This window comes from Aureimonas ureilytica DSM 18598 = NBRC 106430 (assembly GCF_000382705.1).
Taxonomy (GTDB): domain Bacteria; phylum Pseudomonadota; class Alphaproteobacteria; order Rhizobiales; family Rhizobiaceae; genus Aureimonas; species Aureimonas ureilytica.
In genome coordinates this window covers 494130-512208 of the sequence record NZ_ARQE01000003.1, presented here as the reverse complement: position 1 = coordinate 512208, position 18079 = coordinate 494130, and the positions used below count along the sequence as shown (strand labels likewise).

At 70.5% G+C, this 18079-nt stretch carries 21 protein-coding genes; 10 read left to right on the top strand and 11 right to left on the bottom strand.

Annotated elements, in window-relative coordinates:
• From B146_RS0109585 to cobM, 5 genes are read left to right on the top strand one after another with little or no spacing between them, the layout of a single operon-like run.
• On the top strand, positions 1-654 hold the full coding sequence (locus B146_RS0109585; protein WP_019996220.1) for a precorrin-8X methylmutase: 654 nt from the start codon (positions 1-3) through the stop codon (positions 652-654).
• On the top strand, positions 651-1868 hold the full coding sequence (gene cbiE / locus B146_RS0109580) for a precorrin-6y C5,15-methyltransferase (decarboxylating) subunit CbiE (RefSeq protein WP_019996219.1): 1218 nt from the start codon (positions 651-653) through the stop codon (positions 1866-1868). The genes B146_RS0109585 and cbiE overlap by 4 nt, the downstream gene beginning before the upstream one ends.
• Positions 1865-2581, top strand: a complete 717-nt coding sequence (cobI, locus tag B146_RS0109575; protein ID WP_019996218.1) for a precorrin-2 C(20)-methyltransferase — start codon at positions 1865-1867, stop codon at positions 2579-2581. The genes cbiE and cobI overlap by 4 nt, the downstream gene beginning before the upstream one ends.
• Complete coding sequence (gene cobJ, locus B146_RS0109570) at positions 2578-4392, top strand: precorrin-3B C(17)-methyltransferase (RefSeq protein ID WP_019996217.1); 1815 nt, start codon at positions 2578-2580, stop codon at positions 4390-4392. The genes cobI and cobJ overlap by 4 nt, the downstream gene beginning before the upstream one ends.
• Positions 4389-5171: a precorrin-4 C(11)-methyltransferase gene (gene cobM / locus B146_RS0109565; protein WP_019996216.1), complete on the top strand. Its 783-nt coding sequence runs from the start codon at positions 4389-4391 to the stop codon at positions 5169-5171. Before cobJ ends, cobM begins: the two co-directional genes overlap by 4 nt.
• On the opposite strand, the gene B146_RS0109560 is transcribed toward cobM, so the two are convergent.
• Positions 5146-5895 (bottom strand): cobalt-precorrin-6A reductase, encoded by a 750-nt coding sequence (locus tag B146_RS0109560; RefSeq protein WP_019996215.1) that lies wholly within the window; start codon positions 5893-5895, stop codon positions 5146-5148. The genes cobM and B146_RS0109560 overlap by 26 nt on opposite strands.
• 1 nt (position 5896) lies before the next feature.
• Positions 5897-7012 carry a cobalt-precorrin-5B (C(1))-methyltransferase gene (locus B146_RS0109555; RefSeq protein ID WP_019996214.1) on the bottom strand — a complete coding sequence of 372 codons (1116 nt, stop codon included), beginning with the start codon at positions 7010-7012 and terminating at the stop codon, positions 5897-5899.
• 296 nt (positions 7013-7308) lie between these two features.
• Between B146_RS0109555 and B146_RS0109550 the strand changes: the two genes are divergently transcribed.
• From B146_RS0109550 to cbiB, 3 genes are read left to right on the top strand one after another with little or no spacing between them, the layout of a single operon-like run.
• On the top strand, positions 7309-8634 hold the full coding sequence (locus B146_RS0109550) for a cobyrinate a,c-diamide synthase (RefSeq protein ID WP_051091539.1): 1326 nt from the start codon (positions 7309-7311) through the stop codon (positions 8632-8634).
• Entirely contained in the window at positions 8631-9647 is a 1017-nt protein-coding gene (gene cobD / locus B146_RS0109545; protein WP_040408372.1) for a threonine-phosphate decarboxylase CobD, read from the top strand. The genes B146_RS0109550 and cobD overlap by 4 nt, the downstream gene beginning before the upstream one ends.
• 4 nt (positions 9648-9651) lie before the next feature.
• The gene (cbiB, locus tag B146_RS0109540; RefSeq protein WP_019996211.1) at positions 9652-10611 is read left to right on the top strand and encodes an adenosylcobinamide-phosphate synthase CbiB; all 960 of its coding nucleotides are present in this window, start codon (positions 9652-9654) and stop codon (positions 10609-10611) included.
• Between the two features lie 7 nt (positions 10612-10618).
• Here cbiB and B146_RS28975 read toward each other — a convergent pair whose 3' ends face one another.
• The 4 genes from B146_RS28975 to B146_RS0109520 form a co-directional block, all read right to left on the bottom strand.
• The gene (locus B146_RS28975) at positions 10619-10780 is read right to left on the bottom strand and encodes a hypothetical protein (protein ID WP_019996210.1); all 162 of its coding nucleotides are present in this window, start codon (positions 10778-10780) and stop codon (positions 10619-10621) included.
• 96 nt (positions 10781-10876) lie between these two features.
• Positions 10877-11059 carry a hypothetical protein gene (locus B146_RS0109530; RefSeq protein ID WP_019996209.1) on the bottom strand — a complete coding sequence of 61 codons (183 nt, stop codon included), beginning with the start codon at positions 11057-11059 and terminating at the stop codon, positions 10877-10879.
• The gene (locus B146_RS0109525) at positions 11056-11253 is read right to left on the bottom strand and encodes a CsbD family protein (protein WP_019996208.1); all 198 of its coding nucleotides are present in this window, start codon (positions 11251-11253) and stop codon (positions 11056-11058) included. Before B146_RS0109525 ends, B146_RS0109530 begins: the two co-directional genes overlap by 4 nt.
• A gap of 71 nt (positions 11254-11324) precedes the next feature.
• Entirely contained in the window at positions 11325-11948 is a 624-nt protein-coding gene (locus B146_RS0109520; protein ID WP_019996207.1) for a ribonuclease D, read from the bottom strand.
• A 220-nt stretch (positions 11949-12168) separates the two neighbouring features.
• On the opposite strand from B146_RS0109520, the gene B146_RS0109515 reads away from it, so the two are divergent.
• Complete coding sequence (locus B146_RS0109515) at positions 12169-13212, top strand: zinc-dependent alcohol dehydrogenase family protein (protein WP_019996206.1); 1044 nt, start codon at positions 12169-12171, stop codon at positions 13210-13212.
• Positions 13213-13220: 8 nt separating this feature from the next.
• On the top strand, positions 13221-13919 hold the full coding sequence (locus B146_RS0109510) for a CHASE3 domain-containing protein (protein ID WP_019996205.1): 699 nt from the start codon (positions 13221-13223) through the stop codon (positions 13917-13919).
• A 162-nt stretch (positions 13920-14081) separates the two neighbouring features.
• Here B146_RS0109510 and B146_RS25605 read toward each other — a convergent pair whose 3' ends face one another.
• The 5 genes from B146_RS25605 to B146_RS0109485 form a co-directional block, all read right to left on the bottom strand.
• Positions 14082-14741 carry an endonuclease III domain-containing protein gene (locus B146_RS25605; protein ID WP_019996204.1) on the bottom strand — a complete coding sequence of 220 codons (660 nt, stop codon included), beginning with the start codon at positions 14739-14741 and terminating at the stop codon, positions 14082-14084.
• A 421-nt stretch (positions 14742-15162) separates the two neighbouring features.
• Positions 15163-15525 (bottom strand): hypothetical protein, encoded by a 363-nt coding sequence (locus B146_RS0109500; RefSeq protein ID WP_019996203.1) that lies wholly within the window; start codon positions 15523-15525, stop codon positions 15163-15165.
• A 216-nt stretch (positions 15526-15741) separates the two neighbouring features.
• Positions 15742-16470 carry an LrgB family protein gene (locus B146_RS0109495; RefSeq protein ID WP_019996202.1) on the bottom strand — a complete coding sequence of 243 codons (729 nt, stop codon included), beginning with the start codon at positions 16468-16470 and terminating at the stop codon, positions 15742-15744.
• Positions 16467-16841 (bottom strand): CidA/LrgA family protein, encoded by a 375-nt coding sequence (locus B146_RS0109490; RefSeq protein ID WP_019996201.1) that lies wholly within the window; start codon positions 16839-16841, stop codon positions 16467-16469. The genes B146_RS0109495 and B146_RS0109490 overlap by 4 nt, the downstream gene beginning before the upstream one ends.
• 145 nt (positions 16842-16986) lie before the next feature.
• On the bottom strand, positions 16987-18000 hold the full coding sequence (locus tag B146_RS0109485) for a DUF4424 domain-containing protein (protein ID WP_019996200.1): 1014 nt from the start codon (positions 17998-18000) through the stop codon (positions 16987-16989).
• Positions 18001-18079 lie beyond the last annotated feature (79 nt).

The following is an 18079-nucleotide window of genomic DNA, read 5'->3' as shown; positions in this document are numbered from 1 at the left end:
GTGGGGCTGGACTATCTGAGGGACCCCGCCGCGATCTACGAGGCGAGCTTCGCCACGATCCGGCGGGAAGGCGCGCCCTTGCTGGAGCGCCTGCCGGAGGAGGCGCGGGATCTCGCCATCCGCGTCGCCCATAGCTGCGGCATGGTGGATGCGATCGCGGACTTGCGACTGTCCGCCGATCTCGTGGCACGCGGCCATCAGGCGCTGCAAGCCGGCGCGCCGGTTCTGGTGGATGCGCAGATGGTGGCGCATGGCGTGATCGCCCGGCATCTGCCGGCCTGCAATGCCGTGACCTGTCGGCTGAGCGAGCCCGACCTCGCACCGCTCGCCGCCCGCCTTGGCACGACGCGCTCGGCCGCGCAGGTCGATCTCTGGATCGAACGAGGCGAGCTTGCGGGTGCCGTCGTCGCCATCGGCAATGCGCCGACCGCGCTGTTCCATCTTCTGGAGCGGCTGGACGAGGGGGCCGCGCCGCCCGCCGCGATCCTCGCCTTTCCGGTCGGCTTCGTCGGCGCGGCCGAATCCAAGGACGAACTTTTCGCCCGCCCGCGCGGCGTGCCCTTCGCGACGCTTCTCGGCCGGCGCGGCGGCAGCGCCATGGCGGCGGCGGCGGTCAATGCGCTGGCGGCCGGCCTGCGGGGCGGGCTCGCATGACGGCCCCCTGGCTCGACCTGATCGGCATCAGTGATGGGGGGCTCGCGACCCTTTCGCCGGAAGCCGCCGACCGTCTCGCCCGTGCCGAGATCGTCTTCGGCGGGCATCGGCATCTCGCCATGCTGCCCGCGACGCATCCCGCCACCCGCCAGCCCTGGCGCTCGCCCTTCGCGGAGAGCGCCGCCGACATTCTCGCCGCGCGCGGGCGACGGGCCGTGGTGCTGGCGACGGGCGATCCGTCCTGGTTCGGGCCGGCGAAATGGCTGCGCGGCGTGCTCGATGCGGCCGAGTTCCGCGTCTGGCCTGTGCCCTCGGCCTTCTCGCTGGCTGCCGCGCGTCTCGGCTGGGCGCTGGAGGATGTCTGCTGCCTCACCGTGCATGGCCGCGCGCTGGAGAACGCGGCGGCGGATTTCGCGCCTGGCCGCCGGCTTCTCATCCTGTCCGAGGACGGTGCCTCGCCCGCCGCGCTCGCCGCCCTGCTGACGCAGGCCGGCTATGGCGCGAGCCCCGTCCATGTTCTCGAACATCTCGGCGGCTCGAAGGAGCGCATCAGCGAGGCGCGGGCCGAGACCTTCGACCTCTCGAACGTTGCCGCGCTCAACACCGTCGCCGTGGAATGCATGGCCTCTGAAGGTGTTGAAGTCTGGCCGCCCGGCCCCGGTCTGCCGGACGAGGCCTTTCGCCACGATGGCAAGATGACCAAGCGCGTCCTTCGCGCGCTGGCTCTTTCCGCACTGTCACCCCGCGCGGGTGAACTCCTGTGGGATGTCGGCTCGGGCTCGGGGGCCATTGCCGTTGAATGGTGCCGCGCGGCACCCGGCGCGCGAGCGCTCGCCATCGAGCCGAACCCGGAGCGCCTCGCCTTCATCCGGGAGAACCGCATCCGTCTCGCCGCGCCCGGCATCACCATCATCCCCGCGCGCGCGCCGGAGGCCTTCGACGGGCTCGCCGCGCCGGACGCCGTGTTCATCGGCGGCGGGCTGACGGAGGGCGTCTTCGCGCCGGCTTACCACGCTTTGAAGCCCGGCGGCCGGCTGGTGGCCCATGCCGTGACATTGGAATCCGAGGCCCTACTCCTGGCCCTTCACGCCGAGCACGGCGGCGATCTCCTGCGCGTCTCGGTGGACCATGCCGCGCCGGTCGGCCCGTTTCGGGGCTGGCGGCCCTCCATGCCCGTTCTCCATTGGCACCTGACGAAGGAGGCGGGCGCATGAGCGGCACGCTCTATGGCATCGGCCTCGGCCCGGGCGACCCCGAGCTTCTGACGCTGAAGGCCCATCGCATCCTGCAAACCGTGCCCGTCATTGCCTATCCCGCGCCCGATGGTTCGCCCTCGCTCGCCCGCGCCATCGCCGCGCCGCATCTGCCGGGTGGCCAGGTCGAACTGCCGATCGGCCTTTGCATGGCGGTGGATCGCGCGCCGGGGCAGGGCGGCTATGACGCCGCCGCGCCCGAGATCGCCGCGCATCTGGAAGCGGGGCGGGACGTCGCTGTCCTCTGCGAAGGCGATCCGTTCTTCTACGGCTCCTTCCTGCATCTCTTCGCGCGGCTGGGCGCCGACTTCCCGGCCGAGATCGTGCCGGGCGTCTCCTCCGTCATGGCCGCCGCCGCCTGCGCCAAGCGCCCTCTCGTGGTGCGAAACGACCGTTTCGCGGTTCTGCCCGCGACCCTGCCCGACGCGGCGCTGCGCGCCGGGATCGAGGCGGCGGAGAGCGTCGCCATCCTCAAGCTCGGCCGCCATTTCGCTCGCGTCAAAAGCCTGATCGCGGAGATGGGGCTGACCGACAGCGCCCTTTATGCCGAGCGCGTGACGCAGGCCGGCGAGCGGGTGCTGCCGCTGGCCGAGACCGGCGACACGGCCCCCTATTTCGCGCTCATCCTTCTCTACAAGGGCCAGGAGGCCGCCATTCTTGGGCATCATCTATGAGTGAGCCGGCTTACCTTTGCCTCACGCCCGCCTCCCTCGCGCTGGCCGAGCGTCTGCGCGATGCGCTGGGCGGCGAGACCCATGGCTTCGCGCCGCGCGTTTCCAACGCCGACCAGAGCTTCGGGGATGTCGGCGCGCATCTCGGCACCCTCTTCGCCGAGGGGCGGCCGATCCTGGCGCTGATGGCGACGGGCGCGCTGATCCGCCTTCTCGCCCCCCATCTTGCCGACAAGCACGCCGAGCCGCCGGTTCTCGCCATCGCGGAGGACGGCTCGGCCGTCGTGCCGCTCCTCGGCGGCCACCATGGCGCGAACGACTGGGCGCGGCGGGTGGCGGCGATCACGGGCGGTTTCGCGGCCGTCACCACGGCCGGCGATCTTCGCTTCGGCGTAGCGCTGGACGCGCCGCCGGCAGGCTATGTCCTCGAAAATCCCGGCGATGCCAAAGCCGTCATGGCCGATCTCGTCGCGGGCGACTTCGCCTGGATCGAGGGCGACGCGCCCTGGCTCGCAAACTCCTCCATCCCCGTGTCGGATGACGCGCGCATCGCGCTGACCGTGTCGAACGCCGCGCGCGAACCGGCTGCGGCCGAACTGCTTTATCGCCCCAAAACCCTCGTTCTCGGCATCGGGGCCGAACGCGGCGCGCCCGCCGAGGAAGCCTTGGCGCTGGCGGAAGCGGCCTTGGCGGAAGCCGGCGTCTCGCCCCTTTCGCTCGCAGCGGTCGCCTCACTGGACCTGAAAGCCGACGAGCCGGCGGTTCATGCCGTGGCCGAGCGCTTCGGCGTTCCCGCCCGCTTCTTCGACGCCGCGACGCTGGAGGCACAAGCGCCTCGCCTTGCCAACCCGTCCGACATCGTGTTTCGCGAAACGGGCTGTCATGGCGTCGCCGAGGGCGCAGCGCTCGCTGGAGCGGGCGAAGGGGGCGAGTTGATCCTTCCCAAGCGCAAATCCGCCCGCACTACGGCCGCGCTCGCCCGCGCGCCGCAGCCGTTGGATGCCAATGGCATTGGCCGGGGGCGAGGCACGCTTTTCGTGGTCGGCATCGGGCCGGGCGCGGAAGGCTGGCGTTCGCCGGAGGTCTCGCGCATGGTGCAAGCCGCGACCGATCTCGTCGGCTATTCGCTCTATCTCGATCTCCTCGGGCCGCTCGCGCGCGGCAAGGCGCGGCATGATTTCGACCTCGGCGCGGAAGAAGCGCGGGTGCGTCATGCCATGGAACTCGCCGCCGAGGGCCGCCACGTCGCGCTCGTTTGTTCGGGCGATGCCGGCATCTATGCCATGGCGACGCTGGTGTTCGAGCTGATGGACCGGGGCGGCGTGTCGGACGCGGCGCGCCGGATCGAGGTTCAGGTCTCGCCCGGCATCTCGGCACTCCAGGCCGCCGCGGCGCGGGCCGGCGCGCCGCTCGGCCACGACTTCTGCACCATCTCGCTCTCCGACCTCCTGACGCCGTGGGAGGACATCCAGCGCCGCGTGAAGGCGGCGGCCGAGGGCGATTTCGTGATCGCCTTCTACAATCCCGTCTCCAAGCGCCGGCGCACGCAGCTGGCTCATGCGCGCGACGTGCTGCTTCAGCACCGCCCGGCCGATACGCCCGTCGTGCTCGCCACCAATCTCGGCCGCCCCGGCGAGAGCGTGCGCATCGTGGATCTGGCCCAGCTCGACGTGGACGAGGTGGACATGCTGACCGTCGTCGTGGTCGGCTCGTCCAACACGCGCGCCTTCACCTCGGGCGAAGGGCGCCGCTTCGCCTATACGCCGCGCGGCTATGCCGCCAAGCCCGGCACCAGCATTTCGGAAACACCATGACCGTTCATTTCATCGGGGCCGGCCCCGGCGCGGCCGATCTCATCACGCTGCGCGGCTTGAGGCTGATCGAGCGCTGCCCGGTCTGCCTTTATGCCGGCTCGCTCGTGCCGGAAGAGATCGTGAAATCCGCGCCGGAGGGCGCGCGCGTTCTCGACACCGCGCCCATGCATCTCGACGAGATCATCGCGGAAATGCAGGCCGCGCACGCTCGGGGCGAGGACGTGGCGCGTGTCCATTCCGGCGATCCGTCGATCTATGGCGCGACGGCCGAGCAGATGCGCAGGCTCGACGCGCTCGGCATTCCCTATGACGTGACGCCGGGCGTGCCGGCCTTCGCAGCGGCGGCCGCCGCGCTCAAGACCGAACTCACGGTGCCCGAAGTCTGCCAGACCATCGTCGTCACCCGCACGGCGATGAAGTCCTCCGCCATGCCCGAGGGCGAAGACCTGGCGACGCTCGGCAAAAGCGGCGCGACGCTGGCGATCCACCTTTCCATCCGCAACCTCGCCCATATCGAGCGCGAGCTGGGGCCGATCCCGGCTTACGGGCCGGACTGCCCCGTCATCGTCGCCTATCGCGTCGGCTGGCCGGACGAGCAGTTCATCCGCGCGACGCTCTCCACCGTTGCCCGCGCGGTGCGCGAGGCCAAGCTCACCCGCACCGCGCTCGTCTTCGTCGGGCGAGCGCTCGGGGCGAAGGATTTCGTGGATTCCAAGCTCTACGACGCCAGCCATCCGCATATCCTGCGCCCGGTCAGGAAGGCGAAATCAGCCAGCTAAGCGCGGCGTCAAGCGAGCGCAGGATCGGCCCGTCCGGTTCGGGCGGGCGGCGGATCAGGATGACGGGCAGTTGCAGCTTCCGCGCCGCCGCGATCTTGGCGTAACCCCGCGCGCCGCCCGAATTCCGGCAGACGAGATGGGTGACGCCGTGCTCGCGCAACAGCGCGGCTTCCTCGACGACGTCCTCCGAAGGCTTGCCGGTGACGAGCGTCGCCGCGAAAGGCAGCGGTTCGGCGGGCGCATCCACCTGCCGCAACACAGGGCGAAGGTCCGGGCGGTGGCGGAACGGGGCGATATGCTGGCTGCCCAGCGCCAGAAACGGCCGCGCCCCCAGGGGCAGCGCATCGCGCGCGGTGCGCAGGCAGGCGACCTCCTGCCAGAGGTCGCCGTCGGTCTGCTCCCAAGGGGGACGCAGGAATGTCGCTCGGGGAATGCCGGCTAAGCGTGCGGCCTCGGCCGCGTTGCGCGACATGCCGACGGCATAGGGATGGGTGGCGTCCAGGAGGCATGTGACGCCGTGCTCGCGGATGAAGCGGGCCAAGCCGTCCGCGCCGCCAAAGCCGCCGATCCGCGTTTCCACGCCCTCCGGCAGAGTGGGAGCTTTGGTGCGCCCCGCCAGCGAGAGGAGGAGCCGGATGTCCGGCCTGATCGTCCGCAACTGCCGCGCCAGAGCCGAGGCTTCCGCCGTGCCGCCGAGAAGGAGTGCGAAAGGCGCTTGCGCCATCTCAGCCACCGATCCGCGCGATCACCGCGCCCGCCCGGTCCACCACCAGCACCTCGACCGCGACCGGAGCCTCGCCCAGCGTGTCGCGGATGGTCGCGAGGGCGCGGTGCGCCACGGCCTCGGCCAGATCGATGCCGACTTGCCTCGTGAGGTCGAGCACTTCCTTGGCCGTGTTGGCGGCGAGGATACGCGGCGTCAGGGCCGGGGTGGCGGCCAGTTCCGCCAGAAAGGCGAAGTCCACCTGGCTGCGGCCGGAATGAAGGTCGAGCGAGCCCTGAGCGAGCTTGGTGAGCTTGGCGAAGCCGCCCGCCAGCGTCAGATGGGGCACGGGATGGCGGCGCAGATATTTGAGAACGCCGCCGGCAAAGTCGCCCATGTCGAGACAGGCGATGTCGGGCAGTTCGGGATGGAGCCGGCGCGCGGCGTCCTCGCTGGCCGAACCCGTCGCGGCGATGACGCGGGAGAGGTTGGCCGCGCGCGCGACGTCGATGCCGCGATGGATCGAGTGAATCCAGGCCGAGCAGGAAAAGGGATGGACGATGCCGGTCGTGCCGAGGATCGACAGCCCGCCGAGAATGCCGAGCCGCCCGTTCCAGGTCTTCTCCGCCAGCGCCGCTCCGTTGGTGACGGAAATCGTGATCTCGACATCACCTGTGCGCCCATGCGCCGCGCAGAGCGCCTCCACCACCTCGGCCATCATTCGGCGCGGCACGGGGTTGATCGCCGGCTCGCCGGGCGGGATCGGCAGGCCCGGCCGCGTCACCGTGCCGACGCCCTCGCCCGCGCGAAACACGAGGCCGGAGCCGGCGGAGCCGAGGCGAACGGTGGAGACGATTTCGGCCAGATGCGTCACATCTGGGTCGTCGCCCGCGTCCTTGACGATGCTCGCCGTGGCGGACGCCGCATCGAGGCGCGTGCGGGCGAGGGCGAAGCCGGGCCGCTCGCCCTTCGGCAGGGTGATCTCGACGGGATCGGGAAACTGGCCGGTCAGGAGCGCTTCCAGCGCGGCCTTGGTCGCGGCCGTGGCGCAGGCCCCCGTCGTCCAGCCGCGCCGGAGCGCCGCGCCGTCCCGCCGGGGCGCGCCCGTCTCCCGCCGCTTGCCGAGATTGAAGCCCATGGGAGGGCTTATAGGCCCGCCACGTTGCCGCGCAAGGCGAGGGCCAGCGCGGGTCGCCTCATCCCGCCGCGCCGTTCCGGCCGACGCCGCGATGGTTCGGCCTTGCCCTGCAACCCGGCCTTTCTTCTCGTTAGCCGGCGAAAGGGACCGGCGCCTTCGATCCTTCGAGTTTGGCAAGCCGAATCCATCGCCAGCGCGCGGCCGCGCGGTTGAAGGGGCGGCGGGAAGGTTGGTAGACCGGGCGCGACACGGTGCGGGTGGCGAGGCGACGAGTGAACGAGGGAGAGGGCGGCCAGATCGAACGCGAAGGGCTTCCAAATGGAGGCCAGAACAAGAGCGCCGGCTTCCTTCTCGCCGCGCCGCAATCGGGCAGCGGCAAGACGCTGGCGACGCTGGCGTTGCTGCGGCATCTCACGCGCGAGGGCGTCGCGCTGCGCTCGGCCAAGGCGGGGCCGGATTACATCGACCCGGCCTTCCACGCGGCCGCCACCGGCCAGCCATCCGTCAATCTCGACCCGTTCGCTATGCGCTTAGGTCTCCTGCACGCCCTAGCCTTCGCCGACACGCGTCCGCTCGTGGTGGAGGCCATGATGGGCCTTTACGACGGCGCGGCCGATGGGTCCGGCTCGGCGGCCGACTTGGCCGAGATGCTGGGCCTGCCGGTCGTGCTTCTGGTGGATTGCGCCAAACAATCCCATTCCGTCGCGGCCCTCGTGCGCGGCTTTCGCGACCACCGCCCGACTCTCCGCTTTGCCGGCTTGATGCTGAACCGCGTCGGCTCTTCCCGCCACGAGACGCTTCTGCGAGACGCGCTCGAACCGCTCGGCCTGCCCATCCTCGCGGTCCTGCTCGCCGACCCCGCGCTGACCTTGCCCGAGCGCCATCTCGGCCTCGTGCAAGCCGGCGAGCGGGCGGACCTTGCGGGCTTTCTCGACCGCGCCGCCGACTGGATGGCGAGCGGGCTTCGGCCCGGCGCATTGGAGGGCTTGCTCGGCAAAGCCTCGCCAGACCGGACGCCCGCCAAGCCGCTGGCGCCGCTTGGCGCTCATATCGCGGTGGCGCGCGACACCGCCTTCGCCTTCAGCTACCCGCATCTTCTGGACGGCTGGCGGCGGGCGGGGGCGGCGCTGTCCTTCTTCTCGCCACTGGCGGACGAGGGGCCGGCTGACGAAGCCGACGCCGTGTTCCTGCCGGGCGGCTATCCCGAACTTCATGCGGGGCGGCTGGCGGCGGCGAGCCGGTTTCATGAGGGGATGCAGGCGGCGGCGATGCGCGGCGCGCTGATCTATGGCGAATGCGGGGGCTTTATGGCGCTGGGCGAGGGGCTGGTGGATGCGGATGGTATCCGGCACGCAATGCTCGGCCTTCTGCCGGTCGAGACCTCCTTCGCGCAGCGAAAGCGCCATCTCGGCTATCGCCGCCTCCGCCCGCTGCCCGGCGCGCCCTGGGCCCATGCGCTGACGGGGCACGAGTTTCATTACGCGACGATCGTCTCCGAAGGGGCGGCCGATCGCCTGTTCGAGGCGCGCGATGCCGTGGGCACCGATCTCGGCGCGATGGGCTTGAGGCGCGGGCGCGTCATGGGCTCGTTCGCCCATGTGATCGACGGGATCGTGCCGTGAGGGAGGCGTTGCACCACGGCGGCGCGCTGGACGCGGCGCTCGCGCGCTATGGCGGCGCGCGAGCGGATTGGCTGGACCTCTCCACCGGCATCAATCCCGCGCCCCCGCCCTTGCCGGAGATCGACCCCGCGCTCTGGGCGCGCCTGCCCGAGCACGCCCTGGAAGAGCGGGCGCGCCGCGCGCTCCGGCGCTTCACGGGCGCTGGCGAGGGGGCGGGGATCGCGCTCGCGCCCGGCACGCAGGCGCTGATCGCGCTTCTGCCCCATCTCCTGCCGCCCGGCCCGGCGGCAGTGCTGTTTCCGAGCTACGAGGAGCATGGCCGCGCGCTGGCGCAGGCCGGGCATCAGGTGGCGCGCTTTGCGGACCTAAGCAACGTTCCAGCCGAGGCCAGGCTCGTCACGCTCGTCTCGCCCAACAACCCGGACGGGCGGCGCTTCGACCGCTCGGCGGTTCTGGCGCTGGCGGATCGGCTGGCGGCGCAGGGCGGGTTTCTCGTCCTCGACGAGGCTTTCGCCGATGCCGAGACGGGAACGAGCCTTGTCGCCGAGGCCGGGCGGCCGGGGCTTCTCATCCTGCGCTCCTTCGGCAAGTTCTTTGGGTTAGCCGGCTTGCGCTTCGGCGCGGCGCTGGGCGAGCGGGCGCTGACCGCGCGGATCGCGGCGCGCTTCGGCCCCTGGGCCGTGTCCGGCCCGGCGCTCGCCATCGCGAGCGCCCTGATGGAGGACGAGGCGGGCGTCGCCGCGCTGCGCGAGGGAATCAGGCAACGCGCGGGCCTGACGCGGCAGGCGCTCGCCGCAGCGGGTCTTCAGCCGGTCGGCGGCACGGCGCTCTTTTCGCTTCTGTCCGTGCCCGATGCCTCCGGGCTGTTCGAAGGGCTTGCGCGCCGGCACATTCTCACCCGGCCCTTCGCCTATCGGCCGGACTGGCTGCGCCTCGGCACGGTGCGAAACGCGCACGAGGCCGCGCGGCTGACGGCGGCTCTGCGTGCGGCTTTGGCCGAGGCGAGTGGCTGATCCGATGGTGCTTCTTCTTGCGACCCTGATCGACCGGATCGTCGGCGACCCGGACTGGCTCTGGCGGCGTTGGCCGCATCCCGTCGTCTGGTTCGGCGCGCTGATCGGCGCGGCGGATCGGGGGCTCAACCGATCTTCGTTTTCGTTCGCCGGGCGGCGCGCGCTCGGTGTCCTGTCCATTCTCCTGCTGGCGGGTCTCGCGCTCGGGGCCGGGCTCCTGATCCAGCGCGCGCTGGCTCCGCTCGGCTGGGCCGGGGTGCTGGCGCAAGCCGTGATCGCCTCGGTGTTTCTGGCGCAGAAGAGCTTGCGGGATCATGTCGAGGCGGTGCGCGCTGCCTTGGACAAGGAGGGGCTGGAGAGCGGGCGGCGGGCCGTGTCCATGATCGTCGGGCGCGATCCGAACGAACTCGATGAAGCCGGCGTCAGCCGCGCGGCGATCGAGAGTCTGGCCGAAAACGCCTCGGACGGCGTCGTCGCGCCCTGGCTGGCGCTCGCCCTGTTCGGCCTGCCGGGGCTCTTCGTCTACAAGATGGTAAACACGGCCGATTCCATGATCGGCCATCGCTCCGAGCGCCATTTCGCCTTCGGCTGGGGCGCGGCGCGGCTGGACGATCTCCTGAACCTCGTGCCCGCTCGCCTCACCGCCGCCCTCTTCGCGCTCGCCGCCGCCTGGCGCTTGCGATCCGGCCGGCGGGCGATGGCGACGGCCTGGCGCGACGCCGCGACCCATCGCTCGCCCAATGCCGGCTGGCCGGAAGCGGCCATGGCGGGGGCGCTCGCGCTTTCGCTCGGCGGTCCGCGCCGCTACGGCACGGAGGTCGTGGACGCCCCATGCCTTGGCGCGGAAGGCCGGCGCGAGGCGGGGCCCGCCGACATCGCGGCGGCGCTCGATCTCTTCCGCCTCGCCATGAACGGGCTTCTCGGCGCGGCGCTCATTGCCGCGCTTCTTGGCCTGTCGCTCTGACCTCCGGTCAAGGACGGTCGGGCCGTTCCGGCGTCGAGGCGGGGGCGGGCTGGTCCGTCTCGTTCTGCTCGTCCGGCTCGCGGGGCTGAACGAACCCGTCCTCGCCGATCGGCTCGGGCAGGATCGGGTCGGGCGCGTTGCGCTCGGGACTATCGGGAATGTTCGACATGGCCGGTTCTGCCTCCTTCAAGGGATTTGCGAAGCCGGGCCCCAAGGGATGAGGGCCGGGCGCGACCTGCAAAGGATCGGGTAAGGCGCGTTGGCGTCAGGGGCCGCCGGCGAGCGAGCCCATGACCACCATCACCAGTTCGTCGAGATCGACCGGCCCCTTGATCACGACGCGCTCCTCGCCGGGCTCGATCGTGAGCGCGCCCTCGCTGATCGCGGCCTGTCGGCCGAGTTCGTCCAGAAGCGCCTGACGGACGGTCTCTTCGGCCCCCGCGCTCATCGCTTGAGGCCTTCCTGCGTCGGGCGCGGGGCGGCGCGGAGGTCAGGCCGCGTGTCCAGGGCGGGGCTGCGCCCGTCCGCGATGTCGCGGCGGCCGTCTTCCTGAAGCCGGGCGTCGCCGGTGATCTCGGCGACGACTTCCTTGGCGGTGCCGCCGATGCGCTTGCCGAGCGCGGCGATCGGGTTCTCGCTCATGGTTTTTCTCCCTTTGTCCAAAGAGAGGAACGAGTGAGACGCCGATCGGTTCGGCGTGGGGCGGCCCGTTCCTAGCGGGCGACCGAATGCGAGAAGATGTCTTCCTCGTCCCAGCCCAGGAGATCGAGCTTGGCGCGGGTGGGCAGGAAGTCGAAGGCGGCCTTGGCGAGCTCGGTGCGGCCCTCGCGCTCCAGGCGCTGCATCAGGACGCCCATCAGGTCGTGGAGATAGAGGACGTCCGAGGCGGCGTAGTCGAGCTGCGCGGGGGTCAGCGTTTCGGCCGCCCAGTCCGAGGACTGCTGCTGCTTCGACAGGTCGACGCCGATCAGCTCCTTGGCGAGATCCTTCAGCCCGTGCCGGTCGGTATAGGTGCGCACGAGGCGCGAGGCGATCTTGGTGCAGAAGACCGGCTGCGTCATGACGCCGAACGCATGGTAGAGCGCGGCGATGTCGAAGCGGGCATAGTGGAAGATCTTGACCTTCGACGTGTCGGCCAGGAGCTTGCAGAGATTGGGCGCCTCGCGCTGGCCCTTGGCGATCTGCACGATGTCGGCCGTGCCGTCGCCGGGCGAAAGCTGCACCACGCAGAGCCGGTCGCGACGCGTGTCGAGGCCGAGCGTTTCGGTGTCGATGGCGACCGCGCCGGTGTAGCGGGACAGATCGGGCAGGTCGCCCTTGTGAACGCGAAGGGTCATGGCGCGGGAGCACTCCGAAGGCGAAGAAGCCCCGGGGCGGCCGGGGCGGGATGTCATCGGTCCGTCGCCTACAGCATCGGGACGCGAATCGGAATGGATTTTCCCGTGCGGCCTGGCATGGTTTTTCCCGTGCCGCCTGGCACAAGGCGCGGGGCTCGCGCGTTGTGCCGGCCGCGGCGCCGGGCTAATCCGGTCTGGACTCCCGCGAAAGGACCGATCGATGAAAGCCATGATCTTCGAGCGCTTCGGAACCGAGCCGACCGTGCGTCAGGTGCCCGACCCCGCGCCCGCGCCCGACGGCGTGGTGATCGAGGTCGTGGCGACGGGCCTGTGCCGCAGCGACTGGCACGGCTGGAAGGGCCATGACAGCGACATCACCCTGCCGCATGTGCCCGGCCATGAATTCGCGGGGACGATCGCCGCCGTCGGGCGCGACGTGAAGCGTTTTCGCGTCGGCGAGCGCGTCACCGTGCCCTTCATCGCCGCCTGCGGCCATTGCGGCGAATGCCGCGCCGGGCAGCAGCAGGTCTGCGAGGCGCAGTTCCAGCCGGGCTTCACCCATTGGGGCTCGTTCGCGGAATGCGTCGCCATCGAGCGCGCCGACGAGAATCTGGTGCGCCTGCCCGAAAGCCTGGATTTCGCGACCGCCGCGAGCCTCGGCTGCCGCTTCGCCACGTCCTTCCGCGCCGTGGTGGATCAGGCAAGGGTGCGCGGCGGCGAATGGGTCGCGGTTCACGGCAGCGGCGGCGTCGGCCTGTCGGCCGTCATGATCGCGGCCGCGCTCGGCGCGCGGGTCGTGGCGGTGGACGTCGCCGAGTCCAAGCTCGCGCTCGCCCGCGCCATGGGGGCGGAGGCGACGGTGAACGCGCAAGAGGTGCCCGACGTGGTGGAGGCCGTCCGCGAGATTACCGGCGGCGGCGCGCATGTCTCGCTCGACGCGCTCGGCCATTCGCAAACCTGCTTCAACTCGATCCGGAATCTGCGCCGGCGCGGCCGCCACGTGCAGGTCGGGCTGATGCTCGGCGAGCACACGACCCCCGCCATTCCGATGGCGCAGGTGATCGCGCACGAATTGGAAATCTACGGTAGCCACGGGATGCAGTCCTGGCGCTACGACGCCATGCTCGCGATGATCCTCGCCGGCACGCTCCAGCCGCAAAGGCTGATCGGCGAGCGGCTGACGCTGGAAGACGCGGTGCCCGCGCTCATGGCCATGGACGGTCGGGCGCCCGACGGCATCGCCATCATCGACCCGCGCGCCTGAGGAGGCCCATGCGCGCGCTCCTTTCCTGGCGCCACCTGCGCCGCACCTATCTGACGACGCCGACGCTGCTGCGCGTCGTGCCGACCGGAGCGGTGCTGCTCGTGGGCATCCTCGCCACGGTCTGGACGCACAGCCTTCTCAACGAGCAGCGCGATCTCGTGGTCCACACCTACGAGGTGATCGACACGACCAAGGACGTCCTGATCGGCCTCGACGACGCCGAAACCGGCCAGCGCGGCTATCTCATCAGCGGCGACCGGCGCTATCTCGCCCCCTATAACGGCGCGCTGGAACGGCTCGATTCCCTGCGCGCTCGGCTCGCCACGCAGATTTCCGACAATGCGGCGCAGGTGGCGCGGGTCGGCACCCTCTCGACGCTGATCGACGGCAAGCTCGGCGAGCTGAAGGATTCGATCGCGCTCTACGACGAGGCCGGCGCGGAAGCGGCGAGGCGGCGCGAGATCGCCATGATGGAACGCGCGACGATGGATCAGATCCGCGTCGTGATCGGCGCCATCACCGATGGCGAGAAGCAGCTCCTCAGCGAGCGCAGCGCGGAGGTGGACAGCGACGAGAACCGCGTGCGCCTCGTCGCCATCCTGATCGGCCTCGCCTCGCTCCTGACGCGCACCGGCGTCGAATTCTATCTCGCCCGAAAGGGCCTCGACGTGCGCGTCGTCACACGGCACCCCAACGCGGCGGACTGACCCGCCGTCGTCCGGCGACAGGTCGAAGGACGGCCTTGCCCCTCCGCTGGCCATTCCCCCGCAGGACGAACCCGCCCGCGATGTCCTTGCGTCTCGGCCGACCACAGGGTTCGAGAGGGACGAGCCGGGGCGCGCCGCTTTTCGCCTCAAACGGCAGATGCGTCAGAGCGTGAAGGCGCTCGGGCAGAGGTCGGTGAGGGGGCAGCGGTCGCAGGCCGGGCGGCGGAAATGGCAGATCTTCTGCCCGTGCAGCATGAGGATTTCGTGATTGTCATAGAGCGCCTGCGCGCTCCAATCCTCGGGCAACTGCGCGCGCAGGATCGGGTGCGAGGGGCCGACATCCACTTTCGGGCCGATCAGGGCGAGACGCTGGGCGACGCGGTGGTGATGGCTGTTTACCGGCAGGGCCGGCATGCGCAGGACGGAAAAGGACAGAACCGCCGCGCTGGTCTTCGGCCCGACGCCGGGCAGTGCCTCCAGCCAGCGCCGCGCCGCCTCGACTTCCATGGCGGCGAGGAAATCCAACGTCAGCGCGCCGTCCTGGCGGTCACGCAAGGCGCGCAAGACCTCCTGCAGGCGCGGGGCCTTGAGTTCGGGCCAGCGGACACCGTGAATGAGCGCCTCGACCTCGCCGGTCTCGGCCTCGATCATCGCGCTCCAGTCGGGAAAGCGGGCGCGCAGCGCCTTGAAGGCGCGGCCGGAATCGGCGTTGCGCGTCCGGTGCGACAGAAGCGAGGAGATGAGTTCGCTGACCGGGTCGAGATCGTGGAAATAGCCGATCGGGCATTCGTAGGTCCGGCACAGGCGGCGGTGGACCTCCATCGCCTTCGCGCGCAGGGCCTCGTCGGCTGGCTTGGTCTCGGCTTTGGGAGCCTTCGCGGACGGGGCCTCCGCCGCCTCCTCAGACGCGGGCGTCCGCGGGGTCGTGCGCCGCCGTCGTGTCGGCGGGGCAACGGGGAGAGGGGCGGACGGGTCTGGAGGGCGCGGGCGCATGAAGGGCGAAGGCGTGGGATGGCTCTCGCGTTCCACAGTGGCCCCCGCGTCCTTTTGACTCGGCCGTGCTGCGAAGCTCGGGCAGGCGGCGCGCCGCCTTCGAGGACGGGGCAAACCGCGCTCAATCGCGCCGCGCGCTTTCTCCTGAATGCCGAGCCCTGCCGCCGGCAGTCCCGACGCTTCGGCCGATCGAACCGGGCTCCCCGACCCTCTTCCGGCTGGGGAACCCGTCAGCCCCCGTCAGCCCCCGTCAGTTCGGCTGGGCCGGCTGGGCGGGCACGGTGCCGGGCGGGATCACCGGCGTCGTGCCGGGGTCGGCGTCGGGCACCGGCGCGTCCATCTCGGGGTCGCCGTCGGTCTGGGGCACGAGAATGCTTTCGCAGTCTTCGAGCTGATCGGTCAGCATCTGCGTGTCGCTTCCGCTCGCCCGCTCGTCGCCGGGATTGACGGCGCAATTGTCGTCCACCGGCGGGGCGGCGTCCGGCGCGGGGGCGGTCTGAGGCGCCGTCTGGGGCATGGTCTGGGCGGGCGGCGTCTGGGCCACCGCCGATCCGACCAGAAGGGCGAGCGCCGCGCAGGCGGCGAACAAAGGCTGGGTGAAGCGCGCGGTCATGGGCGAATCTCCTTCGCGAGGGGCCGAGGCGGTCTTGCGTCCGATCCGCTCCAAATTGCGGCGAAAGCGGGCGGGCCGAGCCGGGGGCGGGACTATTTCGACTGGCCCCGGCCGAGCGAGCCGCTTGTCGCGCGGCCCCGTTCGCTCAGGGAAACGAACCAGCGCGCGATCCGCTCCCCGATCGCATGAACCAGCCCGATCCTACGGATCAGGCGGTCACACGAACCAGGCGATCACCACCGGCGCGAGCACGGCGGTGACGAGCCCGTTCAGCGCCATGGCGAGGCCCGCGAAGGCGCCGGCCACGTTGTCCACCTGAAAGGCGCGCGCCGTGCCGATCCCGTGCGAGGCGAGGCCGGCGGCAAAGCCGCGTGCCGCGAAATCGCGGATGCGAAGCGCGTTCATGAGCGGCGTGACGAGGATCGCCCCGATCACGCCCGTCGCGATCACGAAGACGGCGGTGAGCGTCGGATCGGCGCCCAGCCCTTGCGAAATGCCCATGGCGATGCCGGCCGTGACGGATTTGGGCGCCAGCGCCAGCACGAGCGAATGGGGCAGATGCAGGAGAAGCGCGACCGAAACCGTGGAGGCGATGCCCGCCGCCGAGCCGACGAACAGCGCGGCCAGAACCGGCAGAAGCGTTTCGCGCACCACCTGCCGGTTGCGATAAAGCGGCACGCCGAGCGCGACCGTGGCCGGGCCGAGCGCGAAATGGATGAACTGCGCGCCAGCGAAATAGGTCGCATAGGGCGTGTCGCTGAGTTCGAGGATCGCCACCACGAAGATGATCGCCAGAAGCACGGGATTGACGAGCGGATGGAAGCCCGTCACCTCCGCCAGCCGCCGCGCCAGAAGAAAGGCGCCGAGCGTCACCGTCAGCCACAGAAGCGGGCTGGCCGACAGATAGACCCAAAGCTCGAACAGGGAATCGGCGGGACGGTTCACGAGCGGCGCTCCGACAGGAGGCGCACGAGCCGGAAGGCGGCGACCGTCGCGATCAGCGTGGCGAGCGTCGAGACGAGGAGCGTGACGAGAATGGCCGTGCCATTGTCGAGGATCAGCTCGAGCTTGCCGGCGACGCCGACGCCCGCCGGCACGAACATGACGCCGAGATAGGCCAGAAGCCCGTCGGCCGCCCCTTCCGTCGCGCGGGCGCGCTCGGTGACGCGCCTCGTCGCGAAGCGATCCGAGAGGGCCATATAGGCCACCAGAAACAGGATGCCGAGAACCGGGCCGGGCACCGGGCCGCCCGTGACATGGCGCACCGCCTCGCCCAGAAGCTGGCAGCACAGGAGAACGAAGAAGCCGTAGAGCATGATCCGCCTTCGCGAGAGGCGCCGTCGCGCCGGGTCCGGCGCGCAGGATCGAGCTTCGCGCGGGCCCGCACAAGAGCCGCCGCCCGCGCCTCACCTATGCGATATCTGCAGTTCTCCATGGTTCGATATGTGTGTCGCGCAGTCTTCAGGGGTCGCGCGGCTCCAGAAGGAGGATGTCGAGTTCCCGGCCGTAAGGGGGCGACCAGTCGGTGGCGCTCATCTGAAACGTGGTCGGCCCGATCTTGCGGACGTTCTCGCCGCAGAAGGACACGAGATTTTTCGACGAGCCCTTGTCGACCGTCAGGGTGAAGCGGCCGATCGTGCCGGCCCAGTTGGCGCCGGTGGACCAGATGTAGGAAATCCAGCTCTCGCGGAACGGGTAGTCCGTGTAATCGCCGTTCTTGATGGCCGAAGCCTTGACCCGCTTCACGATGTCGTCGTCCAGGCAGTATTTCTGGCGCACCTCCGCGAGGCGCTCGGGCGTGCCGCCGCCGTCGTTCATGAAGGTGACGCCCGTCGTGCCGCCGACGCTCGGCTTGTAGCGATGCTCGACGGTGACGGTCTTGCCGGCGGGGAAGCGCTCCTTCCATCCATAGGTCGAGCGCAGCGTCCAGATCGGAGTGTAGTCCGTCTTCGTCGCGCCGTTGTCGTCGTATTCCGTGGCCATGAGAAGGCCGAGCTGGCGCATCTCGCGCTTCGTCGCGTCGTCCAGCGCGTTCACCGCGTCCTGCGTGGCGGTGAGCTGGGGCGGCAGCGGAATCTCGTGCTGCCGCAGATAGTCCGTGCGCTCGATCCCGGCCGCGAAGGCGTAGGAATAAAGCTCGGCCTCGATCGCCTTGCCCTCGAACCGCGTCGAGAAGCCGAAGAGATTGTCCGGGTCCTCGGTCGGCACGCTGGTCATGAAATTCATGCTGCCTTCGATGTCGGGCATCGGAAAGGCCACCAGCACGTCTTCGTCGTCCTGGCCCGTGTTGCGGAACGTGTAGGTGATGCGGATCTCCTCGGGGGAGACGAACAGGTCCTCCGACTGCATCTCGATCCAGTCCGAGCGCACGAAGGAGAGCCCGCGCGTGCCGAACTCGGCCATCGTGTCGTTGCCCCAGGCGGGGGCGGCGAGGAGGAGGGCGAGAAGCCCCCCTGCGATAGGACACAAGCGCATGACCGTTCCCCTTGGCGGCGACACATTCCCTAGCGTCACCCTGCCTTCAGTTAACGGCGGGCGGCCCGTCCGCGCAAGC